The sequence below is a fragment of the Lysinibacter sp. HNR genome (assembly GCF_029760935.1).
In the GTDB taxonomy this organism is placed as follows: Bacteria; Actinomycetota; Actinomycetes; order Actinomycetales; family Microbacteriaceae; genus HNR.
The window spans coordinates 747,571-769,274 of the sequence record NZ_CP121684.1 but is presented as its reverse complement, the minus strand read 5'-3'; the positions used below and the strand labels follow the sequence as shown (position 1 = coordinate 769,274).

Annotated in this window: 14 protein-coding genes; 5 read left to right on the top strand and 9 right to left on the bottom strand. The window is 56.5% G+C overall.

Going from position 1 to position 21,704, the window contains the following annotated elements; translation table 11 throughout:
* Positions 1–58: 58 nt before the first annotated feature.
* Together FrondiHNR_RS03335 and FrondiHNR_RS03330 are read right to left on the bottom strand one after the other, a co-directional pair.
* Complete coding sequence (locus FrondiHNR_RS03335; protein WP_279353834.1) at positions 59–3,781, bottom strand: Ig-like domain-containing protein; 3,723 nt, start codon at positions 3,779–3,781, stop codon at positions 59–61.
* A 387-nt stretch (positions 3,782–4,168) separates the two neighbouring features.
* Complete coding sequence (locus FrondiHNR_RS03330) at positions 4,169–8,464, bottom strand: Ig-like domain-containing protein (protein WP_279353833.1); 4,296 nt, start codon at positions 8,462–8,464, stop codon at positions 4,169–4,171.
* A 281-nt stretch (positions 8,465–8,745) separates the two neighbouring features.
* Here FrondiHNR_RS03330 and FrondiHNR_RS03325 point away from each other — a divergent pair, with 281 nt between their 5' ends.
* Complete coding sequence (locus FrondiHNR_RS03325; protein ID WP_279353832.1) at positions 8,746–9,954, top strand: MFS transporter; 1,209 nt, start codon at positions 8,746–8,748, stop codon at positions 9,952–9,954.
* A gap of 77 nt (positions 9,955–10,031) precedes the next feature.
* On the opposite strand, the gene FrondiHNR_RS03320 is transcribed toward FrondiHNR_RS03325, so the two are convergent.
* The 7 genes from FrondiHNR_RS03320 to FrondiHNR_RS03290 all read right to left on the bottom strand — a co-directional run bounded on the left by FrondiHNR_RS03320 (position 10,032) and on the right by FrondiHNR_RS03290 (position 16,704).
* A complete protein-coding gene (locus tag FrondiHNR_RS03320) occupies positions 10,032–11,018 on the bottom strand; it encodes a siderophore-interacting protein (protein WP_279353831.1) in 987 nt (328 codons plus the stop codon).
* Positions 11,008–11,808, bottom strand: coding sequence for an ABC transporter ATP-binding protein (locus FrondiHNR_RS03315; RefSeq protein ID WP_279353830.1), 801 nt, complete (start codon positions 11,806–11,808; stop codon positions 11,008–11,010). Before FrondiHNR_RS03315 ends, FrondiHNR_RS03320 begins: the two co-directional genes overlap by 11 nt.
* Positions 11,805–12,848 carry an iron chelate uptake ABC transporter family permease subunit gene (locus FrondiHNR_RS03310; protein ID WP_279353829.1) on the bottom strand — a complete coding sequence of 348 codons (1,044 nt, stop codon included), beginning with the start codon at positions 12,846–12,848 and terminating at the stop codon, positions 11,805–11,807. The genes FrondiHNR_RS03315 and FrondiHNR_RS03310 overlap by 4 nt, the downstream gene beginning before the upstream one ends.
* Positions 12,845–13,912 (bottom strand): iron ABC transporter permease, encoded by a 1,068-nt coding sequence (locus FrondiHNR_RS03305; protein WP_279353827.1) that lies wholly within the window; start codon positions 13,910–13,912, stop codon positions 12,845–12,847. Before FrondiHNR_RS03305 ends, FrondiHNR_RS03310 begins: the two co-directional genes overlap by 4 nt.
* Entirely contained in the window at positions 13,893–14,960 is a 1,068-nt protein-coding gene (locus FrondiHNR_RS03300) for an iron-siderophore ABC transporter substrate-binding protein (RefSeq protein WP_347567121.1), read from the bottom strand. The genes FrondiHNR_RS03305 and FrondiHNR_RS03300 overlap by 20 nt, the downstream gene beginning before the upstream one ends.
* 199 nt (positions 14,961–15,159) lie before the next feature.
* The gene (locus FrondiHNR_RS03295; RefSeq protein WP_279353826.1) at positions 15,160–15,942 is read right to left on the bottom strand and encodes a hypothetical protein; all 783 of its coding nucleotides are present in this window, start codon (positions 15,940–15,942) and stop codon (positions 15,160–15,162) included.
* Positions 15,943–16,320: 378 nt separating this feature from the next.
* Entirely contained in the window at positions 16,321–16,704 is a 384-nt protein-coding gene (locus FrondiHNR_RS03290; protein ID WP_279353825.1) for an SHOCT domain-containing protein, read from the bottom strand.
* Between the two features lie 469 nt (positions 16,705–17,173).
* On the opposite strand from FrondiHNR_RS03290, the gene FrondiHNR_RS03285 reads away from it, so the two are divergent.
* From FrondiHNR_RS03285 to kdpC, 4 genes are read left to right on the top strand one after another with little or no spacing between them, the layout of a single operon-like run.
* On the top strand, positions 17,174–17,266 hold the full coding sequence (locus tag FrondiHNR_RS03285) for a potassium-transporting ATPase subunit F (RefSeq protein WP_279353824.1): 93 nt from the start codon (positions 17,174–17,176) through the stop codon (positions 17,264–17,266).
* Positions 17,263–18,936 (top strand): potassium-transporting ATPase subunit KdpA, encoded by a 1,674-nt coding sequence (gene kdpA, locus FrondiHNR_RS03280; protein ID WP_279353823.1) that lies wholly within the window; start codon positions 17,263–17,265, stop codon positions 18,934–18,936. Before FrondiHNR_RS03285 ends, kdpA begins: the two co-directional genes overlap by 4 nt.
* Entirely contained in the window at positions 18,936–21,044 is a 2,109-nt protein-coding gene (kdpB, locus tag FrondiHNR_RS03275) for a potassium-transporting ATPase subunit KdpB (RefSeq protein ID WP_279353822.1), read from the top strand. The genes kdpA and kdpB overlap by 1 nt, the downstream gene beginning before the upstream one ends.
* A gap of 42 nt (positions 21,045–21,086) precedes the next feature.
* Positions 21,087–21,704: a potassium-transporting ATPase subunit KdpC gene (gene kdpC / locus FrondiHNR_RS03270; RefSeq protein ID WP_279353821.1), complete on the top strand. Its 618-nt coding sequence runs from the start codon at positions 21,087–21,089 to the stop codon at positions 21,702–21,704.

Sequence of the window (21,704 nt, the reverse complement as noted above, 5' to 3'; positions counted from 1 at the left end):
CGAGGGAGAGCGCGTTTCACCCTCCCTCGCACCGCCTGACCCCTTAACAGATTTGGTTTTATTGCTCTTGCCTACGCCGGAAAAACAGTGCAGCTCCGGACACTAACAACAACAGCGCTCCCGCCCAGAACAGCCCCGTCTCACCCCCGGTCTTACTCAGCCGCTTCGCGGTATCTTCCGAACCAGTTCCCGGAGCGGGGGTCTTGAGAGGCTGCGCCGGAGTCAATGTCACGACAGGACCGGAGTCTTTCTGAATAACCTTCAGCACATAATCACGAGAAATCTTTCCCAACTGATTATCCGCCGTCAACTCGAACGGATACTCTCGCACCTTGGCAAGAGCGAGTACAGATACCGTGTCCCGTGCCTGTGGAACAGACACCGCATCTCGTGTCTGCACTACCCCAGCAGGAGTTCCAGAAGCATTCTTCGCTCCGGCTGAGGACTCTTTTACCCCGCTTGAAGGCTCTTCCACATCGGTAAGCGTTCCGCTAATCACCCCGGTTACCGCATCAAAACTCAAACCCAGAGGAAGATCTCCTACACCCTCACCCTCATCATCCGTCACCGACACCACCGGAGCAGGAACACCCGTCACCGGAACCTCCCACGCCACCGACGAACCCGGCTCCGTCTCAAACGACACCTCGTTCAGCCCCGGCTTTGACCCAAAGCGGGCCAGGTCATTATTCTCCGGGGCCGCCGGAATCACCGTACTACCAATACTGGCCGTCACCTGATAATTACCCACCACAGACGAGGTCATCGACACCCTCGCCTGACCCTTGTCATCGGTCACAGCATGATTCTCGGACACGACCGCGTCCTCGGGAGCGGTAAACCCTACCCGCACCCCCGCAACCGGGACAAGAGTATCCGAGTTTATCACCGTGACCGTGGCCGCGTGCTCACTCACACCATCGGCCAACACGTGCCCGGAAGACACCTCCAACACCGGGCTTGTTCCGGGAGGAATTTTGTCTATCGGGTTTACCGTTACCGTGTAGGTGCGAGATACACTTCCCAACACGTTTGTCGCGGTCATCTCAAACACGTACTCACCCGGCACAAACAACGTTCCACTCACCACACCGGTTTCCGCATCAAAGCTCAACCCCGCAGGAAGCACCCCACCGTTAGACGTCACCGACAGATCCGGCCCCGGCGTACCCGACACCGGAATCGTGAACTCTCCTAAGAAACCTGAATCCACCTCAAAAGCCACCTCGTCCAAGACCGGCTTCGAGCCGAACTGAGCCACAGTGTTACCCCCTGGAACAGCAGGCAACGCAGTATCACCAATGGTGGCCGTTACCGGGTAATCACCCGCCACAGAGGACGTCACCGTCACACTCGCACTACCATTGCTATCCGTCGCTACCTGATCATCTGACACCACAGCACCCTCGGCAGCCACAAAGTCAACCAGTACTCCGGCAACCGGAACGAGCGTATTCGGATTCTCCACTGTCACCGTGGCCGTGTGCTCACCCTTTCCATCGCCCAATACATAACCAGGCGACACGCTCAAACCAGGGTTGGTGCCCGGAGGAACTTCATCCACCTCATTCACCGTCACCGTATAGATACGAGACACACTTCCTAACGCGTTTGTCGACGTAATCTCGAACGAGTACTCCCCCGGCACAAACAACGTCCCACTCACCACACCGGTTTCCGCATCAAAGCTCAACCCCGCAGGAAGCACGCCACCGTTCGAGGTCACACTCAAAACATACGCAGGCGAACCCGACGCCGGAAGCGTAAACGCCCCGGGGAAGCCCGAACCCGCCTCAAACGACACCGCGCCCAAAACCGGTAACAACCCAAACCGAGCCACACCATTCCCCTCAGGAACAACCGGCACCGGCGTATCACCAATCGTCGCCGTCACCGGATAATCACCCACGCTTGAGGAGGTCACCGTCACGCTCGCCTTACCGCTGCTATCCGTCACCGCCTGGTCGTCAGACAGCACAGCGCCCGTGGCAGCCGCGAAGTCAACCTGCACCCCCGCAACCGGAGTGTTCGTATCCTGAGTCGCCACCGTCACCGTCGCCGTCTGCTCACTCACACCATCGGCCAACACATAACCCGACGAGACACTCAACCCCGGAGCAGTCCCCGGAGGAACCGCACTCACCGGGGACACCGTGACCGTATAGGCACGAGACATACTCCCCAAAGCGTTCTTCGCCGTCACCTCAAACGGATACTCACCCGGCACAAACAACGTACCACTGACCAGACCCGTCCCCGCATTAAGACTCAGTCCCACAGGAAGAGTCCCGGGAAGCGCACCACCATTCGACGTCACCGACAGATCCGGCCCCGGCGTACCCGATACCGGAATCGTAAACTCCCCTGGGAAACCCGAACCCATCTCAACCACTAACTCGTCTAAGACCGGGGCCGTCCCAAACCGAGCCACATCATTACCCTCGGATGCAGCAGGCACCGGTATACCATTAATGCTGGCTCTAATCGGATATTCACCAATGACAGAAGATTTCAGCGTTATTTCCGCAACACCCTGAGCATTAGTAACGGCGCTAGAAGCCGATGCACTCACGTTCGAGGGAACGCTAAAATCAACCGATATACCCGGTAACGGAGCGTTTGTATCCTGCTCAAGCAGGGTAACTCGAGCGGTCTGAGTTGAGACTCCATTCGCCAACACGTATCCGGAAGATACCGCTATCTCACTGATGCCCTTGCGCTCTGCTGCTACCAATGAATGGTGAGATCCAGCGCCCAGCGTCACAGCTTTTTTACCCGTTAGATCTGCCGGAATCTGCGTTTGACCAAATTGATCTTCGCCCCAGGCAACGACGATTCCGTCGTGGGTAAGCGCCAAAGAAAAATTATCTCCCGCGACTACTTTACTGACTTTACCCTCTAACCCTGCGGGAACATCCAATTTTTGATGGTCGTTACTGCCCCAGGTGTAGACAGTTCCTTCTGAGGTGAGGGCCAAGAAATGAGAACGCCCACTATCAAGTGCAACTACCTTTTTACCAGTCATCTCGGGTGGGGGGCTCCCCACGGGTAAACCGGTGTTTGTCCGCCCCCAGGATACACTTTCTCCCTCTGAGGTGAGGGCTGACGACTGGTCGCCCCCGGCAGCTATCGCGGTAACTACCTTGCCCGTGAGCTGGGGAGGAGACTGCCCTTGGCCATCGTTTCTTGATCCCCAGCCTATCAGCTCTCCCTCCGAAGTAAGAGCCAGCGCATGATCGTAGCCGGCAGCTATCGCGGTAACTGTTTTACCCGTGAGCGCAGGCGGAGGTATGCTTTGGTTGTGAGAATTATCTCCCCAAGCAATAACACGCCCCTCCGAGGTGAGAGCCAGCGAGAATGCATAACCGGCAGCTATAGCTGTCACTTTTTTGTTTCTTAACTCTGCGGGAACCACCGCTTGCCCCATCGAGTTTGCGCCCCAGGCAAAGACTTTTCCCTCCTCAGTGAGGGCGAGAGAGTGCCATGCCCCTCCGTCCAAAGCTTTGATATTTTTACCCGTCAGTCCTGCTGGAACCTGCGTCTGCCCGTTCAAACTCCAGCCCCAAGCCACCACCACCCGATCCCCGGGTATCGCCTGTGCACGGGCCTCAGCTTCAGCGCTAGGCTCAGCTTCGGCACCAGACCCGGCTCCGGCAATCAAAACGCTCGCAAACAGGCCTCCCAGAACAAGCTTGCCCAGCCATTGTCTTCTGTGGATCTTTTTGCGGACGTTGCCTTGCAAACCAACAGCTTCTGAGTTCATATTGGTTCCAACATCCATGAGAGACCTTCCTTGGTACACATCAACTTCACACTTGAGCCGCAAAAATCAGCGATCATATCACAGGGGGAACCACGACGCCATTGCCGAGCAATAAGGCAGCGGGATATATACTAAACCTTAGCATTAGGATCACTAAATAACCCAAATGTAAATAAACATTTTCCTCCTCACGTAATCACGGCCTACCCGCACCGGTCACTGAAGACAGTGATACAAACGCCCCGGCTACCTTAGGAACCGTCTCGGCACAGCGCCTCACCAAGGCAATCACGACTTACAGCACGCCGTAGGTGAGCAAGTAGATTACCCCGATCTACTCCGTGTGAGAGAGAGCTCAGCTTGCTCTCCCACACACACGGCCCGACCCCGTCACAGATCTGGTTTTTATTGCTCTTGCCTGCGCCGGACACACAGCACCGCTCCAGATGCTAACAACAATAGTGCTCCCGTCCAGAACAACCCCGTCTCACCACCGGTCTTACTCAATTGCTTCGCGGTCACTCCCGAACCCGCTCCCAAGACAGCGGATTTCTGAGGCTGCACCGGAGTCAACGTCACTATAGGAAGACCGGAGTCTTTCTGAATCACTTTCAGCACGTAATCACGAGAAATCTTTCCGAATTGATTATCCGCCGTCAACTCAAACGGATACGCCTGGACCTTAGCCAGAGGCAACACAGGCACCATATCCCGTAGCTGCGGGACAGATACCCCATCCCGCGCCTGCGCTACTCCTGCAGGAACCCCAGAACCATTAACATTCTTCGCACCCGCTGCAGAATCTTCCGCTGCGGTAAGCGTTCCACTGATCACCCCGGTTGCCGCATCGAAACTCAAACCCGGAGGAAGAACCCCCACATTCTCGCCCTCGTTATCCGTCACCGACACCATCGGAGCAGGAATACCCGTCACCGGAACCTTCCACGTCACCGAGGAACCCGGCTCCGCTTCAAACGATAACTCGTTTAGTCCCGGCTCGGACCCAAACCGAGCCACACCATTATTCTCAGGAGCCACCGAGATCACCGCATCACCGATGCTGGCTGTCACCGGGTAATCATCCACCACAGACGACGTCACTGAGACCCTCGCCTGACCCTTGTCATCAGTCACAACCCGTTCCTCCGACACCACCGCATCCTCAGGAACGGTAAACCCTACCCGCACCCCGGCAACCGGAACCTGAGTATCCGGATTTATTACCGTGACCGTGGCCGTGTGCTCGCTCATACCATCGGCCAACACATGCCCGGCAGACACATTCAACCCAGGGCTGGTTCCGGGAGGAATCTCATTCACCTGATTCACCGTGACCGTATACGTACGAGACACACTCCCCAACACATTGGTGGCAGTAATCTCAAACGGGTACTCGCCCGGCACAAACAACGTGCCACTGACCACACCAGTTCCCTCATCAAAACTCAAACCCGCAGGAAGAGCCCCCGGAAACGCCCCACCATTCGATGTCACTGACAAATCCGGTCCGGGCACACCCGAAACCGGAATCGCAAACTCACCCGAAAAACCCGAACCCACTTCAAAAGATACCTCGTCTAATACCGGTGCTAACCCGAACCGAGCCACACCATTACCCTCCGGTACAACGGGTACCGGCGTATTACCAATGGTGGCTGTCACCGGGTAATCACCCACGTTCGTGGAGGTAATCATGACGCTCGCGTTACCGTTGTTATCCGTCACTACCCGATCGTCTGACACAGTGGCACCCTCAGAGGTCGCGAACTCAACCAGCACCCCGGCAACCGGAGTCTTCGTGTCCTGAGTCACCACCGTCACCGTCGCCGTATTTTCACCCTTGCCGTCGGCTAGCACATAATCAGAAGACACATCTAACCCAGGGCTGGTTCCGGGAGGAATCTCATTCACCTGATTCACCGTGACCGTATACGTACGAGACACACTCCCCAACACATTGGTGGCAGTAATCTCAAACGGGTACTCGCCCGGCACAAACAACGTGCCACTGATCACACCATTGCCCGGATCGAACTGCAAACCCTCAGGAAGCACACCACCATTCGACGTCACGCTCAAGGCATAAGCAGGCATACCCGACGCCGGAATCGTAAACGCGCCCAAGAAACCCGAACCTACCTCAAACGACATTGCGTCCAATACAGGCAACACCCCAAACCGAGCCACAGCGTTCCCCTCGGGAACAACGGGCACCGGCGTGTTACCAATGGTGGCTGCCACCGGGTAATCACCCACGCGAGAGGACATAACGGTCACGCTCGCGTTACCACTACTATCCGTCACCGCCTGGTCGTCAGACACCACAGCACCCGCAGCCGCCGCAAAATCAACCCGAACCCCGGCAACCGGAATATTCGTATCCTGAGTCACCACCGTCACCGTCGCCGTGTGCTCGCTCATACCATCGGCCAACACATGCCCGGCAGACACATTCAACCCAGGACTGGTTCCGGGAGGAATCTCATTCACCTGATTCACCGTGACCGTATACGTACGAGACACACTCCCCAACACATTGGTGGCAGTAATCTCAAACGGGTACTCGCCCGGCACAAACAACGTGCCACTGACCACACCAGTTCCCTCATCAAAACTCAAACCCGCAGGAAGAGCCCCCGGAAACGCCCCACCATTCGATGTCACTGACAAATCCGGTCCGGGCACACCCGAAACCGGAATCGCAAACTCACCCGAAAAACCCGAACCCACTTCAAACGACGCCGCATCCAATATCGGGGCCGACCCAAAATGAGCGGTGCCGTTACCCCCGGACACTACGGGAAGCACCGCATCACCAATACGAGCCGTTACCGGATAATCACCGGTCGTGGAAGAGGCAATCATGACGCTCGCGTTACCACTACTATCCGTCACCGCCTGGTCGTCAGACACCACAGCACCCGCAGCCGCCGCAAAATCAACCCGAACCCCGGCAACCGGAATATTCGTATCCTGAGTCACCACCGTGACCGTCGCCGTGTGTTCGCCCCTGCCATCGGCCAACACATAACCAGATGACACGCTCAATCCGGGGTTCGTTCCGGGAGGGATCTCACCCACCGGGTCCACCGTGACCATATAGGTACGAGATACCTTTCCAAACACATTTGTCGCGGTAATCTCAAACGGATACTCACCTGGCACAAACAACGCAGCGCTAACCACACCGGTCCTCGAATCAAGACTTAACCCCGTAGGAAGCACGCCACCATCCGAGGTCACCGACAAATCCGGTTCGGGCACACCCGAAATCGGAATCGCAAACTCACCCGAAAAACCCGAACCCACTCCGAATGATGCCGCATCCAACACCGGGACCGACCCAAACCGAGCCACATCATTACCCCCGGATCCGGCAGACACAGGTATGCCCCTGATGCTGGCCGTCACCGGGTACTCACCAGGAGTAGAAGACTTCAGCGTTATTTCCGCAACACCCTGATCATCAGTCACAGCGGTGGGAGCCGACGCGTTTACCTCTGAGGGAGTATTAAAATCGACCGATACACCCGGTAATGGATTGTTTGTGCCCTGCTCAAGCAGGGTGACTCGAGCGGTCTGAGTTGATATCCCGTCCGCCAGCACATACCCGGGAGATACCACTACATTGGCGAGACCCGTACGTTCTACCACAGCCAATGAAAGGGAAGACCCAGCGCTCAGTCTCACAATTTTTTTACCCGCTAGAGCGGCAGGAAGCTGCGCTTGCCCGTCAGCGTTAACACCCCAACCAACGACAGCTCCATCGTGAGTAAGCGCTAAAGAGAACTCATCTCCCGCAACTATCTGACTCACTTTACCCTCTAGAGCGGCGGGAACATTCAATTGCTGATAGGTATTATCTCCCCAAGCGTAGACAGTACCCTCCGAAGTGAGAGCCAAAAGATGAAAATCCCCCGCAGCAATCGAAGTTATCTTTTTGCCGTTTAACACGGGTGGGGGGCTCCACGAAGGCCTACCGTCCCACTGCCCCCAAGATACAATTTCTCCTTCTGAAGTGAGAGCTAGCGACTGTTCATTCCCGGCAGCAATCTTAGTAACCACTTTGCCCGCGAGCTGGGGAGGAGACTGTGCCTGGCCCTTATCATTGTGCCCCCAACCTAGAACCTTTCCCTCCGAAGTAAGAGCCAACGAGTGCCTGCGGCCGGCAGATATCGCAGTAACTTTCTTGCCCTTTAGTTCCGGCAATGGCGCAGCTTGGCCGGAAGTATTAAATCCCCAACCAGTAACCTCTCCCTCCGAAGTAAGAGCTAGCGAGAAGTCAAAGCCGGCAGATATCGCCGTCACTCTTTTACTTTGTAACACCTCAGGAATCTGCAATTTTCCATACGACTCTGATCCCCAGGCAAAGATTTTTCCCTCCTCAGTGAGAGCCATAGAGTGGTTAACCCCCGCATCCACAGCTTTAATGTTTTTACCCGTCAGCTCTACTGGAACTCTCGTTTGCCCATTGAAATTCCAGCCCCAAGCCGCCACCTGATCCACAGGCACCGTCTGCGCACGAGTCTCAGTTCCGGCACCGGGCTCAGCCCCGGCACCGGGCACGCCTCCGACAACCAAAACACTCGCTATCAGTCCCCCAAAGACAAGCTTAATCAGCCACTGTCTTCTATAACTATTTTTACGGGAGTTGCCATGCAGGCCAATAACTTTTGATTTCAGATCGCTTCTTACACCCACGAGCTGCCCTCCTCGGCACACATCATACTCACATTAAAGCCGCAAAAATCAGCCGTTAATTTCATAAAAGCTAGCTGCGGCGCCATTGCGCAGTAACAGAGTAACAGAACAAATTGCAAACCTTAGTATCTAGGAGCCTAATCAAGTAAAATGTAAATAAAATTTTCTAAACCGTTACCTTCCTCATATCGTCACCTCCTCCTCACACCCGCCGTCAAAACAAGGATGCTGCAAACCCCCGGGTATCTTCCTCCCCAAAATGGGAGTACGATTAGATTCCTGTGAGTGGTTACAAAGATCTCCTAAAAACCCCCGGTGTTGCGCGCATAATTGCGGCACAGCTAACCGCCCGGTTTCCATTTGGCATGCTGTCAATCGCCTTCCTCATGCACATCGAACATGTTGAAGGCTCCTACGGTTCCGCCGGTTTGGTTTTGGCCTCGGCAAGTATCGGGCAGGCTATCGCGGGGCCTCTCACCAGCAGGTGGATGGGGCTGTGGGGCATGCGACGCGTGATAGCGCTCACGATGATCGTGTGCTTCACCAGCGTGTCAAGCGTTGCCCTGTTTATACTGCCCCTCCCCTTCTACATGGCCCTTGCGTTTCTGGGAGGCTTATCCACACCTCCGGTACAACCCGCGGTACGAACCATCTACCCCAAGATGGTTAACTCAAAACAGCTCACACCGCTTTTCAGCCTGGATGCATCTGCTCAAGAGATTATCTGGGTTTTGGGCCCCGTCGTCACGGTTTTTGTCGCCGGACAGTATTCAACCCAGGCGGGAATCCTGACCGCCATGGTGATCATGCTCCTCGGAGGAACCTGGTTTATTAGCTCACCCGAGGTCGGGCAGGTACGTATCCCCCGCAGCCGTCGCAAAATGGGGGCGGTTCTTTCGCGCCCCAGTGTCGTGGTGGCAACAGTGGTGGGTTTCCTTCTCATTTCTTCCGCGGCCGCGGTGGAGGCGGGTATCGTGTCTCATTTTGGCGAAGGTGACCTCCTGGGAGGGGTTGTCCTCGCCATCTTTGCGGTGGGTTCCCTGGTGGGAGGACTTGCCCTTGGACACACTCCCATCAGCCCCTGGTCGCTCACTCGACGCCTTCTTATCGTTGCCGCAGGCCTCGCGTTAACGGTCGTATGGCTTAACGTGTGGTGGCTGTCAATCATGCTCTTCATCGCGGGAATAGGAATTGCCCCCGCGCTGGCCGTACTCTTTGCCATGGTGTCGTCAACAGTTAAATTCAGCGAAACGGCCGAGGCTTACGGATGGGTGGGCACAGGACAGCTCATCGGTGCCGCCACCGGTTCCGCAATCGCAGGTTTCCTCATCGACGCCGTCGGCTCTAGCGGAGCCTTTGCCGTTGCAACCATCTTTGGACTCATCGCCTGTGGTGCGGCAGCGATCGGGAGCCGGTGGAGCCCCGACCTGCGTGGACGAGACGCGAGTCCCCTCCCCGACACAGAACAGGTTCCCATTCAGGGTCACTAGCCCACGCCAGAAGAACATCCCAAAACCAACGTTGACCCCAACCAGGAACACACTGGCTAGGTGTCATGACCCGCGCGCTAGCCGCGCATTGCCACACCACGTCTCCAATAGCCCATAAAGGCCACCCGCGAACGGTCAATTCCATACTCGCGCACGAGATGTCGGCGCAGAGTGGTCACTACAGCACTCTCGCCGGCAATCCAAAAGAAGCGCTCTCCGCTCGACTCTCCCCCAGGGCACACTGCTTCGCCCAGCCCCGAAAACGTTGGGGTTTCCCACAGGGGGTCTTCCGTTTTAATATCCTCGATCCGCGTGCGCTCCACAGAGGAGCCAAGATACTCAAGCACTGCGGAGATAAGCTGCGACCCGTGCGGCTGCTCACCGCGCGGCAACCACCGCACTTCAAAACCCTGAGGCGCGACAAGCGGAAGCTGATCCTCGGAAACAGGAACCTCAATAAACGCGATACCGCGCGCATTGGAAGAGACGTCTTCAAGAATGCTTGCGATAGCTGGAACGGCGGTTTCATCGCCAGCCAGCAGAACCGTCCGCGCGTCTCCCGGCGTATATTCGATACCACCTCCGTCAAGTCGCCCGCGACGGGGGGCGGCGATCAGGATACTATCGCCCGGTGATGCCGCATCTGCCCACCGCGAAGCCGGCCCGGTGTCACCGGAATCCGAGTGCAGGACAAAATCGATGACCACTCGGGTCTGGCCATCGGGAGCCACACGCACCTCGCGGATCGTATAGGTGCGCATCACACCACGAAGATGTTCAGGGGTATCAAGCCAGGCCTGATACCAGCCCAGACCCGTGCCCGTGATATCTGGCAGCACCCCGTTTGTGGACGGCAGGATAAGTTTAACGCGCTGATCGTAAGTGTGACCGGGATTGCCTACACCGACAAGGTCTGAACCGATAAAGACGATCCGCACAAAATTGGGCGAGAGCGTCTCAACCGATTCGACATGAGCCCTCACGACGGTAAAGGGCGAGTCCCCCCGAGCCTCGCCCGTGCCCTGTGTTGGGGCGGCGTTGCAGGAAGAATTTTCAGCGGACATGATACTTTCCTTTCGGTAAAATCAATGGCGCTCCCGAGATGGGATCACGGATTACCTCACACTCAAGACCAAAAACCTCGCGTACAAGTTCGGAGGTGATTATCTCGGTGGGAGAGCCAGCAGCACACACCCCGCCCCGCCGAAGGGCGATGAGGGTATCGGAGTAGCGAGCCGCGAGACCCAGGTCATGCAGCACCATGACAACGGTGGTGCCCCGGTTACGGTTGAGGTCGGTGACCAGGTCGAGCACTTCAATCTGGTGGGCCAGGTCGAGGTGGGTCGTGGGCTCGTCCAGCAATAAGATATCGGTTTCCTGTGCGAGCGCCATGGCGATCCACACGCGCTGTCGCTGTCCACCGGATAGTTCATCAACCGAGCGATCAGCCAGGTCGCTTGTGCTTGTCGCTTCGAGAGCCTCCGCAACCGCTTCGTAGTCACGAGCACTCCACCTGCCCATCGCTCCCTGGTGCGGGTGACGACCTCGTCCGACCAGATCGGTAACCACTATGCCCTCGGGAGTGATCGGACTCTGCGGTAACAGCCCGATCACCCGGGCGAGTTCTTTTGACGGGTGTTGCTGCAGCGCAATGCCATCGAGTACCACCTGTCCCCCGACCGGTTTCAGCAACCGAGCAAGCCCCCGCAGCAGGGTGGATTTACCGCAGCCATTTGCGCCAATAATTGAGGTGATTTTACCGGGGGCAATGGAGAGGTTAATGTCTTGCACGATCGTCTGGTCACCGTATGAGAGGGTGAGTGCGGTGGTTTCGAGCTGATGTGACGTGGTCATAGAGAACTTCCGGTGCGGTTTCTGCGAATGAGGAGAAGAATCAGGTACGGTGCCCCGAGCACACCCGTGATCACGCCAACGGGGTATCGCTCACCAAAGAGATACTGTCCGGCCAGGTCTGAGACAAGAACAAGTAGCGCCCCGACAACCCCTGCGGGCACCGTCAGAGCCGCACCGGGAGTGACAAGCCGTGCCGCGATAGGACCCGACATAAAGGCAACAAACGCAATCGGTCCGGCCGCCGCGGTGGCAAACGCGAGCAGCACCACGGCTGCGAGGATGAGGGCAACCCGCGTCACCCGAACCGGCACACCCAGTGCGGTGGCCGCATCATCGCCAATCCGTAGCAGATCAAGAGCACGCGTACCAAGCACGAGCAGAGGAACACACACCACACAGGCAAATGCGAGCGGTGCAACTTTCTGCCAGGTGGCGCCGTTAAGACTTCCGGTAAGCCACTGCAGGGAGGATTGGATCTCCCAGCTGGCGGCACGGGATAACAGGTAGGAGATGACACTCTGCATCATGGCACCCACACCGATACCGATGAGGATGAACCGTATGCTGGTAAAACCTTTACGATTTGAGAGCAGGTAGATCGCAGCGGCGGTGAAGAGCGCACCCCCGAGCGCAAGAAATGACACCGCCGTCTCACTGAGCGAAAGTGCGATAATGCCGATAACGGCAAAGGCCCCGGCCCCCGCGCTGATCCCGATGATGTCGGGGGAGGCAAGCGGGTTACGCAGCATTCCCTGAAAGATTGCACCCGCGGCGCCAAATGCAAACCCCGCTAACAGGCCGGTCACAGCCCGTGGCAGACGCAATTCTCCCACGGTAAAGGAGGCTCCCGGCACGGTATCGCCGAGCATAACGGCGATCACCTCGTCCAGGCTATAAAACGTGCGTCCGACCATGAGTGATAGCGCAAATATCGCAAGCACAAGTATCAGCAACGTGACCATCGTCAATCGGGTTCGGATCTGCCGCCGCCGTCTTCCGGCTCTAATCTGTGTGACAACGTCGTGGGAGGAGACACTCACAGTTCACGCACCCTCTGGCGGCGTACGATCCAGATGAAGAAGGGGGTCCCGATGATCGCGGTAATAATACCCACCTCAATCTCCTGGGGCCGAGCGATGAGGCGACCGATGGTGTCGGACGCGACAAGAAGCGCGGCTCCGGTGGTGGCGGCAACCGGGAGTAGCCAGCGGTGATCCGGGCCGATCAACAGGCGACACAGGTGCGGAATCACCAACCCTACAAACCCTATGGGACCGGCAACAGCGGTCGCGGCTGCGGCGAGGATCACCGAACCCGCGGCGATGATGATCCGTGTGCGGTTCACACGCTCGCCGAGGCCCACGGCGAGCTCATCACCGAGAGCGAGCGAGTTCATACCGCGCGCCATGGCAAAAAGGATCAGTGCTCCGAGACTCAGCGCGGGTATCACTGCAACAATGCTCTCCCAGGTCGCGCCCCCCACACCACCAACGCGCCAAAACTCAAAGCGCTGCGCGAGGTTACTCCGCGGCAACACAATAGCGCTTGTGAGCGACACAAGAGCGGCGGAGGCTGCCGCTCCTGCAAGCACCAGCTTGAGCGGAGTGGGGCCGTCACGGCCCAGCGAACCAATAGAGTACACAAAGAGTGCTGCAAGCGCAGCCCCAATGGTTGCCACCCCCATATAGCTGAGGGGGTTTGCTAACCCAAAAAATGCGATGCCAATAATGACGGCGAGCGCAGCCCCACTCGTGACCCCAAGAATACCGGGATCGGCAAGCGGGTTACGGGTTATCGCCTGCATACCGGTGCCGGAAAGGGCGAGAGCCGCCCCGACAAGTACCGCAAGTAACGTACGCGGGATTCTCCGCACCACGGATGCCTCCTCGATCGTATTAGCACGTCCGCCCAGAGCAGAGAAAACGTCATCGAGACTCACCGAGTTCACTCCGAGCATAAGAGACACGACACAGAAGAGCACCAGCACCAGCAATAGCCCCGCTATCGTGAGTGTGTGCCGAATAGCCATACGACGCATCCGTGTGGCATTCGATAGCTCCTCCACAACCGTGGACACCGTGAGTTTACCGTGCTCCTGCCACATTGGCGATAAGGCTCAGATACTCGTCAACGCCCCACATTATTGACAGCGGTGAGGGGTTCGCGACAGTAGCAATGGGGGTGGAGTCGGGCAGGATCACTATCTGACCGGAAGCAATCGCGGGGATTTTTGACAGTAGCGGATCTGCCTGTAGCTGGTTGAGCAGGCCTCCATCCGGATTCCCATACGTGACGATGATGTCAACGTCGTCAAAACGGACGGCTTCTTCGGAACTCACCTCGGCAAAAAAGCTGGTGTTATTCTCAGAAAGTTCCTCGACAATCCTGGGCTGCGGCAGTCCCAGATCGCGCAGAAACCCCGGACGAGTATCGGGCAGTGTGTACACAGGCATCGTGGAAAGATCACTCGGATCGATGAGGGCAAAGAGCACCCTCTTCCCCTCGAGAGCGGGGTTTGCGGCAAGAGCCTGTCTGCTCCGCTCATGAAGGTTTCTGATGAGTTGATCACCCTCGTTTTTCAGCCCGAGTGCCGTGGCGTTCATCTCGATCATCTCGTCAACGCTTGTACCGTAGGGAATTTTTGGGAACGCAACAACCGGAGCAATCTTTGAGAGTGTCGTGTAATCTTCCTCCGTTATACCGGAATAAGACGCAAGGATTACGTCAGGTTGGGTATCCGCAACCGCCTCGAAGTCGATACCGTCCGTCTCGTCAAACAACACGGGAGTGTCCGCACCAAGCTCATCGAGCTTCTCTTTTACCCAGGGAAACAGCCCGTCACCGTCATCGTCACCATAGGTCATCTTGGCCATACCAACGGGAACGATCCCTAGCGCAAGGGGCACTTCGTGATTTGCCCAGGCTACGGTCGCTACCCGCTCGGGCTTCTCCGAGATGACGGTAGTGCCGTAGACGTGATCAATCATGGCAAAAGCCCCCACCGAAGGTTCAGCAGCGTTGGACAACGAGCAGCCCGCGAGCACGGTCACAATAGAAATGGCAGCTAAGGCCGTAATGGTGCGTGGAGACTTCAAGATTAAACCTTTCTGGGCAGCGGGAATGCCCACCTGCACCGGAGGCCAATCATTCACCGAGACTTAGGAGAGCCTAAGCTAAAATAATACAGGAGATTATTGCGGATTATTAAAATAATTTTGTTTTAAATCGCTGATTTTTACGCGTCGAGAGCAGAGGGAGCGAAAACACCCCAGAGCTCTCATGGGATACCGTGACCGATGATCAGCACCTCACACACCTCAAGGTTGGTGCAGGATCGGACTTTGCAATATCTTACTGGTCGAAGAGGTCACCAAAAACTGATCGTACGTTATCACGGTCTGACTGCGCGGCAGTTTCCTGGGGGCTATTGTCCTGCGATTTGCGCGTACTAGTCTTTTTAGGCTTCTTTGTCTTCTTTGAAACCTTCTCCGACACCTTTGTGCTGATCTCTAACCCCGGGGGCTGAGTCTCGGGTTCCGGCGTGGAGTGTGCCACCAGCGCAGCGTCAAAAGAGCTCACACTTTCCGGAACCGTTTCGATTACCTTTGTATCTAGATGGCCCTTGGGGTCGTGTGCTTGCTCAACCAGCTCAGGGACAAGCAGTGCATTCAGGTCTATATCCCCATGACTTTCCCCCTGCTCGCGACCCTCAACAGATTCGTGGTCCCCCAACGGTGTGTTCTCCTGGGCACGATCATCGCCCGTATGTTCGTCGACAGGGCCTTCTCCCTCGGCAGGGCCGTGCTCCTCAAGAGACTGGGTCTCCTCGGCAGGGCCGCGCTCGTCGACAGGCTCACCCCCCTCAACAAATACAATCGATGGAGCCTCCCCCGGGCTCAGGAAGGTACGCACCTTCGATGCCGCTTCCGAGATATTTGAATCAATAAGCTTCTGCATGTCCGCCCGAAACGATTGCACCGATGCATCCATTTCCTCGGCAAATGCCCGTACCTCACGGGTAGCGTCTCCCGCGGGATCAAGAGGGCTCGAGGCATCCGAGTAATCCCCGGCAGGCGAGTCGGTTGACACCTCATCGCGGGCAAAAAGATTGCGAGCTGAATCAAAAATTCCCATCGGAAGTCTCCGGTCGTGTTGTGGTGGCCTAGAAGAAACACTATCACTGCACCTTATGCACACACTGAAAAATTCAATGTACTAACAGACACACCCTCAAGAAACGGGATAAAGCGGTGTTGAATGGCGCATCACAGCCATTCAACACCGCGCGCAACAACGATCAGCCATGGTGTAATTGGGGGAACTCCATAAAACTGAATCAGATAATGTTGTTACGAAGTTAAAGACTGGAGGGGACCTAAAAAGTAACATAGGTTCTAGAAAAAGTTTTTACGCGCGTGCGGCCCCGGATTAATCGTTCATACACGCGGAAGGTGACGTGTTTGCGCAGGCGCCACCCCCTGAATGTATGAGACGAAACCCCGGTAGTGATATCTAGTGCGCGAGTGCTCGCGCCTTGAGTTGCTCATATTCCTGCTGCGAGATGGTTCCCGCATCAAGCAGCGCCCGAGCTTTGGAAATCTCATCGGATGGGCTACTCCCCGCGACCGTGCGAATATAGTCGTCGCCCTCACGCTGAGCTTGTTCCAGTCGACTCTGCTGCCGCATGGCCATGCCGCGTCCGCGCGCAACCAGATATACCAGGGCGGTGAGGAACGGTACGAAGATGAGGAAGATGCACCACACAGCCTTCCACCATCCGTTGAGTTTGTGATCGCTAAAGATATCACTAACTATCGAGAAGAGAACAAAGAGATAGGCGATAAGCACAAATGCCAAGAAGAAAACCCATACAAAATCCCAGATGTTTGACCACATGATAATAACTTCCTTTCGCACCAGCAGTTGTGAAACCGACCTTCGGAAACTACTTACTTATCTGTAGCATAGTCTCATTAACTATCTATATGGAAGATATTTTTCGATAACTAATGTTCCCGTTTCCACTCAACTCTCGCTCTCTGCAACACGGAGAATTCCGACGACTAAAGATCGCAGCGTTCGGATTGCGTTAGGGATATACACCCGAACGTTAGGAAACCGTTAGGACTGACCTCACCCTCTCCATTCGGGTGTCTAATCGTTCTATACCCACGTAAAAACTGTGCACTCGTGTGCGACATAAACCGAATGGAACTTTTGTGCTTGATATCGTATTTCTGCTTGGTACGTGTGTCCTCTTTGTCCTTATTAACAAAGCGGCTGCCGGAATCAACAGAGTAATAATCGCCCCCGCACAGGCGGCTCCCGCCTTTACTCACCCAACCGGCGAGCGGAACGACAGGTCATGATTATTTTTAGCGCCGTCTCAATTGTTCTTGCAATCGCAGCGATCGGTTTCCTCGGCTATGCCCTCATCAACCCGGAGCGATTCAAATGAATGTCTACTTTGCTCTTCTCCAGGGCGCAACGGCCCTCCTTATCTTGGCAGTCATTTACCGTCCCCTTGGTGACTATATAGCCCACACGGTTGAATCCAGAAAAGACCTTGCTGTAGAGCGAGGCCTGTACCGGCTTGTGGGGGTAGATCCCCGACAAGAGCAAACCTGGAGAGCCTATCTGCGGGGAGTCCTGGCTTTTTCATTATTGAGCCTGCTCCTGCTCTACCTGCTACAGCGCGCGCAGGCAATTCTTCCCCTTTCACTGGGTCTCCCCCCGGTAGAACCGGATCTCGCGTTTAACACGGCCGCCTCCTTTATCACCAATACAAATTGGCAGTCCTACTCGCCCGAAACCACGATGGGGTACGCGGTACAGCTCCTGGGGCTTGCCGTTCAAAACTTCTTATCCGCCGGAGTAGGTATTGCGGTTGCTATCGCCCTGGTGCGGGGATTTTCCCGCGTCTCAAACGGAACCGTCGGTAACTTTTGGGTTGACCTCACTCGGATCACGCTGCGTCTTCTGCTCCCGCTCACGATCCTCGCAACCCTTGCGCTCGTGGCGGGCGGAGTCATCCAGAATCTCAACGGGTTTACAGAGGTCACAACCCTCACCGGTGCCACCCAATCGATCCCGGGCGGTCCTGTCGCATCACAAGAGGCGATCAAGCTACTGGGCACAAACGGTGGCGGATTTTTCGCGGCAAACTCCTCCCATCCTTTCGAAAATCCCACTGCGTGGACCAACCTGCTACAGGTCATCCTCATGCTTGCCATACCCTTTAGCCTTCCGCGCACACTCGGACGACTGGTGGGCAACAATAAGCAAGGATACGCAATCCTTGCGGCAATGGGCATTATCTTTATAGTTTCTATCGGTCTACTCACCTGGGCCGAGGCCTCGGGATCCGGCACCGCTCCTGAGCTCGCGGGAGCGGCACTCGAGGGCAAAGAACAGCGCTTTGGAATCGCTGGTTCCACCCTCTTTGGTGGAACCAGCACCCTCACCTCAACCGGAGCGGTCAACTCTATGCACGCCTCCAATACTGCCTTTGGCATACTCATCTCCAAGCTCAACATGATGCTGGGGGAGGTCGCACCGGGCGGTGTCGGTTCTGGCCTATACGGAATGCTCATTCTTGCGGTGATCACCGTATTTATTGCGGGGCTTCTGGTCGGTCGTACTCCGGAAATCCTGGGTAAAAAGATCGGCCCCATCCAGATGAAACTCGCAAGCCTCTACATCCTGGTTACCCCCACCCTCATACTCCTCGGAACCGCACTGAGCTTTGCGATCCCCGCCGTTCACGACAGTGTCGTAGAGGAATCAATTCTGAACCCCGGATCCCGGGGGATGTCGGAGGTTCTTTATGCCTTCACCTCGGCTGCAAACAACAATGGATCTGCTCTTGCCGGATTAGTAACCGATACACCCTGGTTTAACGTTTCCCTTGGAGTCACCATGATCCTGGCCCGATTTATTCCCATCGTGCTTGTCCTCGCGCTCGCCGGCTCACTGGCCGCACAGCCCCGGATTCCTCGAACGGTCGGAACGCTACCCACGAACACCCCCCTCTTCACGGGAATGCTCATCGGGGTCACTCTTATCATCACAGCGCTCACCTACTTTCCAATTCTGGCGCTCGGACCCCTCGCGGAAGGTCTCCAATAATGTCCCTTACAACAACACGCTCATTCACCTGGAAACAGCTAAGTGAGGCACTCCCCGGTGCACTCCGCAAGCTAGACCCTAGGGTTCTCTGGCACAATCCCGTGATGCTTATAGTGGAGATCGGTGCTGCCCTCACCACGGTGATAGCCCTGACGGAACCATTCATCGGTGGACAACAGGTCTCGGGTGGTTCCACCGTACCTTTCTCTTTTACCGGATTGATTGCCGCCTGGTTATGGCTCACCGTTATATTCGCCAACCTGGCCGAGTCTGTGGCCGAGGGGCGAGGAAAAGCTCAGGCCAATAGTCTGCGCCACACCCGTAGCAGCACTCTCGCCACTCGGATCACCTCCTACGACGCGGTCAAGAACCCGGAAGCAGAGAAAGCGGCAACCGAGCAGGTGTCCTCTTCACTCCTAGTTCCGGGGGACGCGGTAGTGGTTTCCGCCGGTGAGCTTATCCCTGGAGACGGCGACATCGTGTGGGGTATCGCCTCCATTGACGAATCCGCAATCACCGGGGAGTCTGCCCCCGTGGTCCGTGAGTCCGGTGGGGATCGAAGCGCCGTCACCGGAGGCACCCGGGTGCTCTCTGACCGTGTTGTCGTACGCATCACGAGCAAGCCGGGTGAGACGTTTGTCGACCGAATGATCGGCTTGGTGGAGGGAGCCTCCCGGCAAAAAACCCCCAACGAGATCGCTCTCAACATACTGCTCTCCAGCCTGTCGATAGTCTTCCTCCTCGTTGTACTCACCCTCAACCCCGTGGCCGAGTTTCTGGGTGCCGCGGCAAGCGTTCCCGTACTTATAGCTCTTCTTGTCTGCCTCATCCCCACAACCATCGGAGCACTCCTTTCGGCAATTGGTATCGCCGGGATGGATCGCCTCGTGCAGCACAATGTGCTGGCCCTCTCCGGCCGCGCGGTTGAAGCTGCCGGAGACGTCACGACCCTTCTGCTCGATAAGACGGGAACCATCACCTACGGAAACCGCCAGGCGGCAGAGTTTATCCCTCTCAACGGTGTGGATCATACCGAGCTTGTGCACACCGCAGCGCTCTCCTCTCTGGGGGACTCCACCCCCGAGGGTAAGTCCATCCTGCAGCTCGCCCGCTCTTTCGGGTTCGAGGAGCCCGCAGAGCTGAAGGCCGAGATCGTGCCCTTCAGCGCCCAGACCCGCATGAGCGGACTTGATCTGGCCGATGGCGGTTTCATCCGCAAGGGCGCTGGTTCGACCGTGCTAGCGTGGGCGACCAGCACAACCGCGATTTCCGAAACCGTGTCTCTCGACCTGAACAGCACAGTAGAGAAAATTTCACAGCGAGGGGGCACCCCGCTCGTTATCGCTTCGGCTCAGCCGGGCCGGGAGGTGCGGCTTCTCGGTGTTGTCTACCTGAAAGACATTGTTAAAGAAGGGATGCGAGAGCGCTTCGACGAACTTCGCGCGATGGGAATTCGCACGGTGATGGTCACGGGTGATAACCCCCTCACCGCCGCCGCAATAGGTAAGGAGGCAGGTGTCGACGAGGTCTTAGCAGAGGCCACACCCGAGGATAAACTGGCACTCATCCGCCGCGAGCAGGAAGGTGGAAACCTGGTGGCAATGACGGGCGACGGAACCAACGACGCCCCAGCACTGGCCCAGGCCGATGTTGGTGTGGCCATGAACACGGGAACCTCTGCAGCAAAAGAGGCCGGTAATATGGTTGATCTCGACTCAGACCCCACCAAATTGATCGATATCGTCAGAATCGGGAAGCAATTGCTCATCACACGAGGGGCACTCACCACGTTCTCCATTGCAAACGATATTGCCAAGTACTTTGCGATTATCCCCACCATGTTTGTGGCGGTTTTCCCCGGTCTTGCCGTACTCAACGTCATGCAACTACACTCTCCCGCATCCGCCCTTATCTCGGCGGTGATTTTTAACGCGGTTGTCATTATCGTGTTGATTCCCCTTGCACTGCGAGGGGTGACCTATCGCCCGGCGAGCGCTCAAAAGATTCTGAGCCGTAATCTTCTTATTTATGGACTCGGCGGAGTTGTCACTCCCTTCATCGGTATCAAGCTTATTGATCTTCTGGTCTCGTTGATTCCCGGTTTTTAGCCGAAAATTAGCAAGATCACACACCAAAGAAAGTTCAGGATTATGAGTGCGTCTCGCAGCAACTTCAAACAGTACACAGTAGCCCTTCGTGTGCTGCTCATCTTCACGGTGATACTCGGTATTGGTTATCCCCTCGTCATGACGGCGGCCTCCCAGCTTCTCTTCCCCGCGCAGGCAAACGGGTCGCTCGTCCACAACAACACTAGAGTTGTGGGTTCCTCACTCCTCGGACAGGCTTTTACCGATTCTCTGGGGAACCCCAGCCCCGAGTGGTTTCAGCCTCGTCCATCCGTGGTTGACCACAATGCGGCAAGCTCTGGAGGGTCCAACCTGGGGTCAAATAACTCCGAGCTTGTGGACTCCATAGAGCGTCTCCGCACCACGCTCGCACGGGAGAACGGGGTATCCCCCGAAAAGATACCGGCCGATGCTCTAACCGCTTCGGCATCCGGCCTGGATCCGCATATCAGCCCGGACTACGCTCTTCTTCAGGTGAACCGAGTTTCGGAAGCTCGCGGACTAGCAGCCAGTGATGTTCGTGCCCTGGTGGAATCCTTTATCCAGCCGCGCGACTTGGGATTCCTTGGTGAGTCCACCGTCAACGTCTTAGAATTAAACATTGCCCTTCACAACCTCTCCCCTGACGATACGGATGACTAA

Excerpts from the sequence above, each read along its gene's own strand:
- FrondiHNR_RS03295 (WP_279353826.1), bottom strand. The coding sequence starts at position 15,942 with ATGGGAATTTTTGATTCAGCTCGCAATCTTTTTGCCCGCGATGAGGTG.
- kdpC (WP_279353821.1), top strand. The coding sequence starts at position 21,087 with ATGAGTGCGTCTCGCAGCAACTTCAAACAGTACACAGTAGCCCTTCGT.
- kdpA (WP_279353823.1), top strand. The coding sequence starts at position 17,263 with ATGAATGTCTACTTTGCTCTTCTCCAGGGCGCAACGGCCCTCCTTATC.
- FrondiHNR_RS03290 (WP_279353825.1), bottom strand. The coding sequence starts at position 16,704 with ATGTGGTCAAACATCTGGGATTTTGTATGGGTTTTCTTCTTGGCATTT.
- FrondiHNR_RS03315 (WP_279353830.1), bottom strand. The coding sequence starts at position 11,808 with ATGACCACGTCACATCAGCTCGAAACCACCGCACTCACCCTCTCATAC.
- FrondiHNR_RS03285 (WP_279353824.1), top strand. The coding sequence starts at position 17,174 with ATGATTATTTTTAGCGCCGTCTCAATTGTTCTTGCAATCGCAGCGATC.
- FrondiHNR_RS03335 (WP_279353834.1), bottom strand. The coding sequence starts at position 3,781 with ATGGATGTTGGAACCAATATGAACTCAGAAGCTGTTGGTTTGCAAGGC.
- kdpB (WP_279353822.1), top strand. The coding sequence starts at position 18,936 with ATGTCCCTTACAACAACACGCTCATTCACCTGGAAACAGCTAAGTGAG.
- FrondiHNR_RS03305 (WP_279353827.1), bottom strand. The coding sequence starts at position 13,912 with ATGTGGCAGGAGCACGGTAAACTCACGGTGTCCACGGTTGTGGAGGAG.
- FrondiHNR_RS03320 (WP_279353831.1), bottom strand. The coding sequence starts at position 11,018 with ATGTCCGCTGAAAATTCTTCCTGCAACGCCGCCCCAACACAGGGCACG.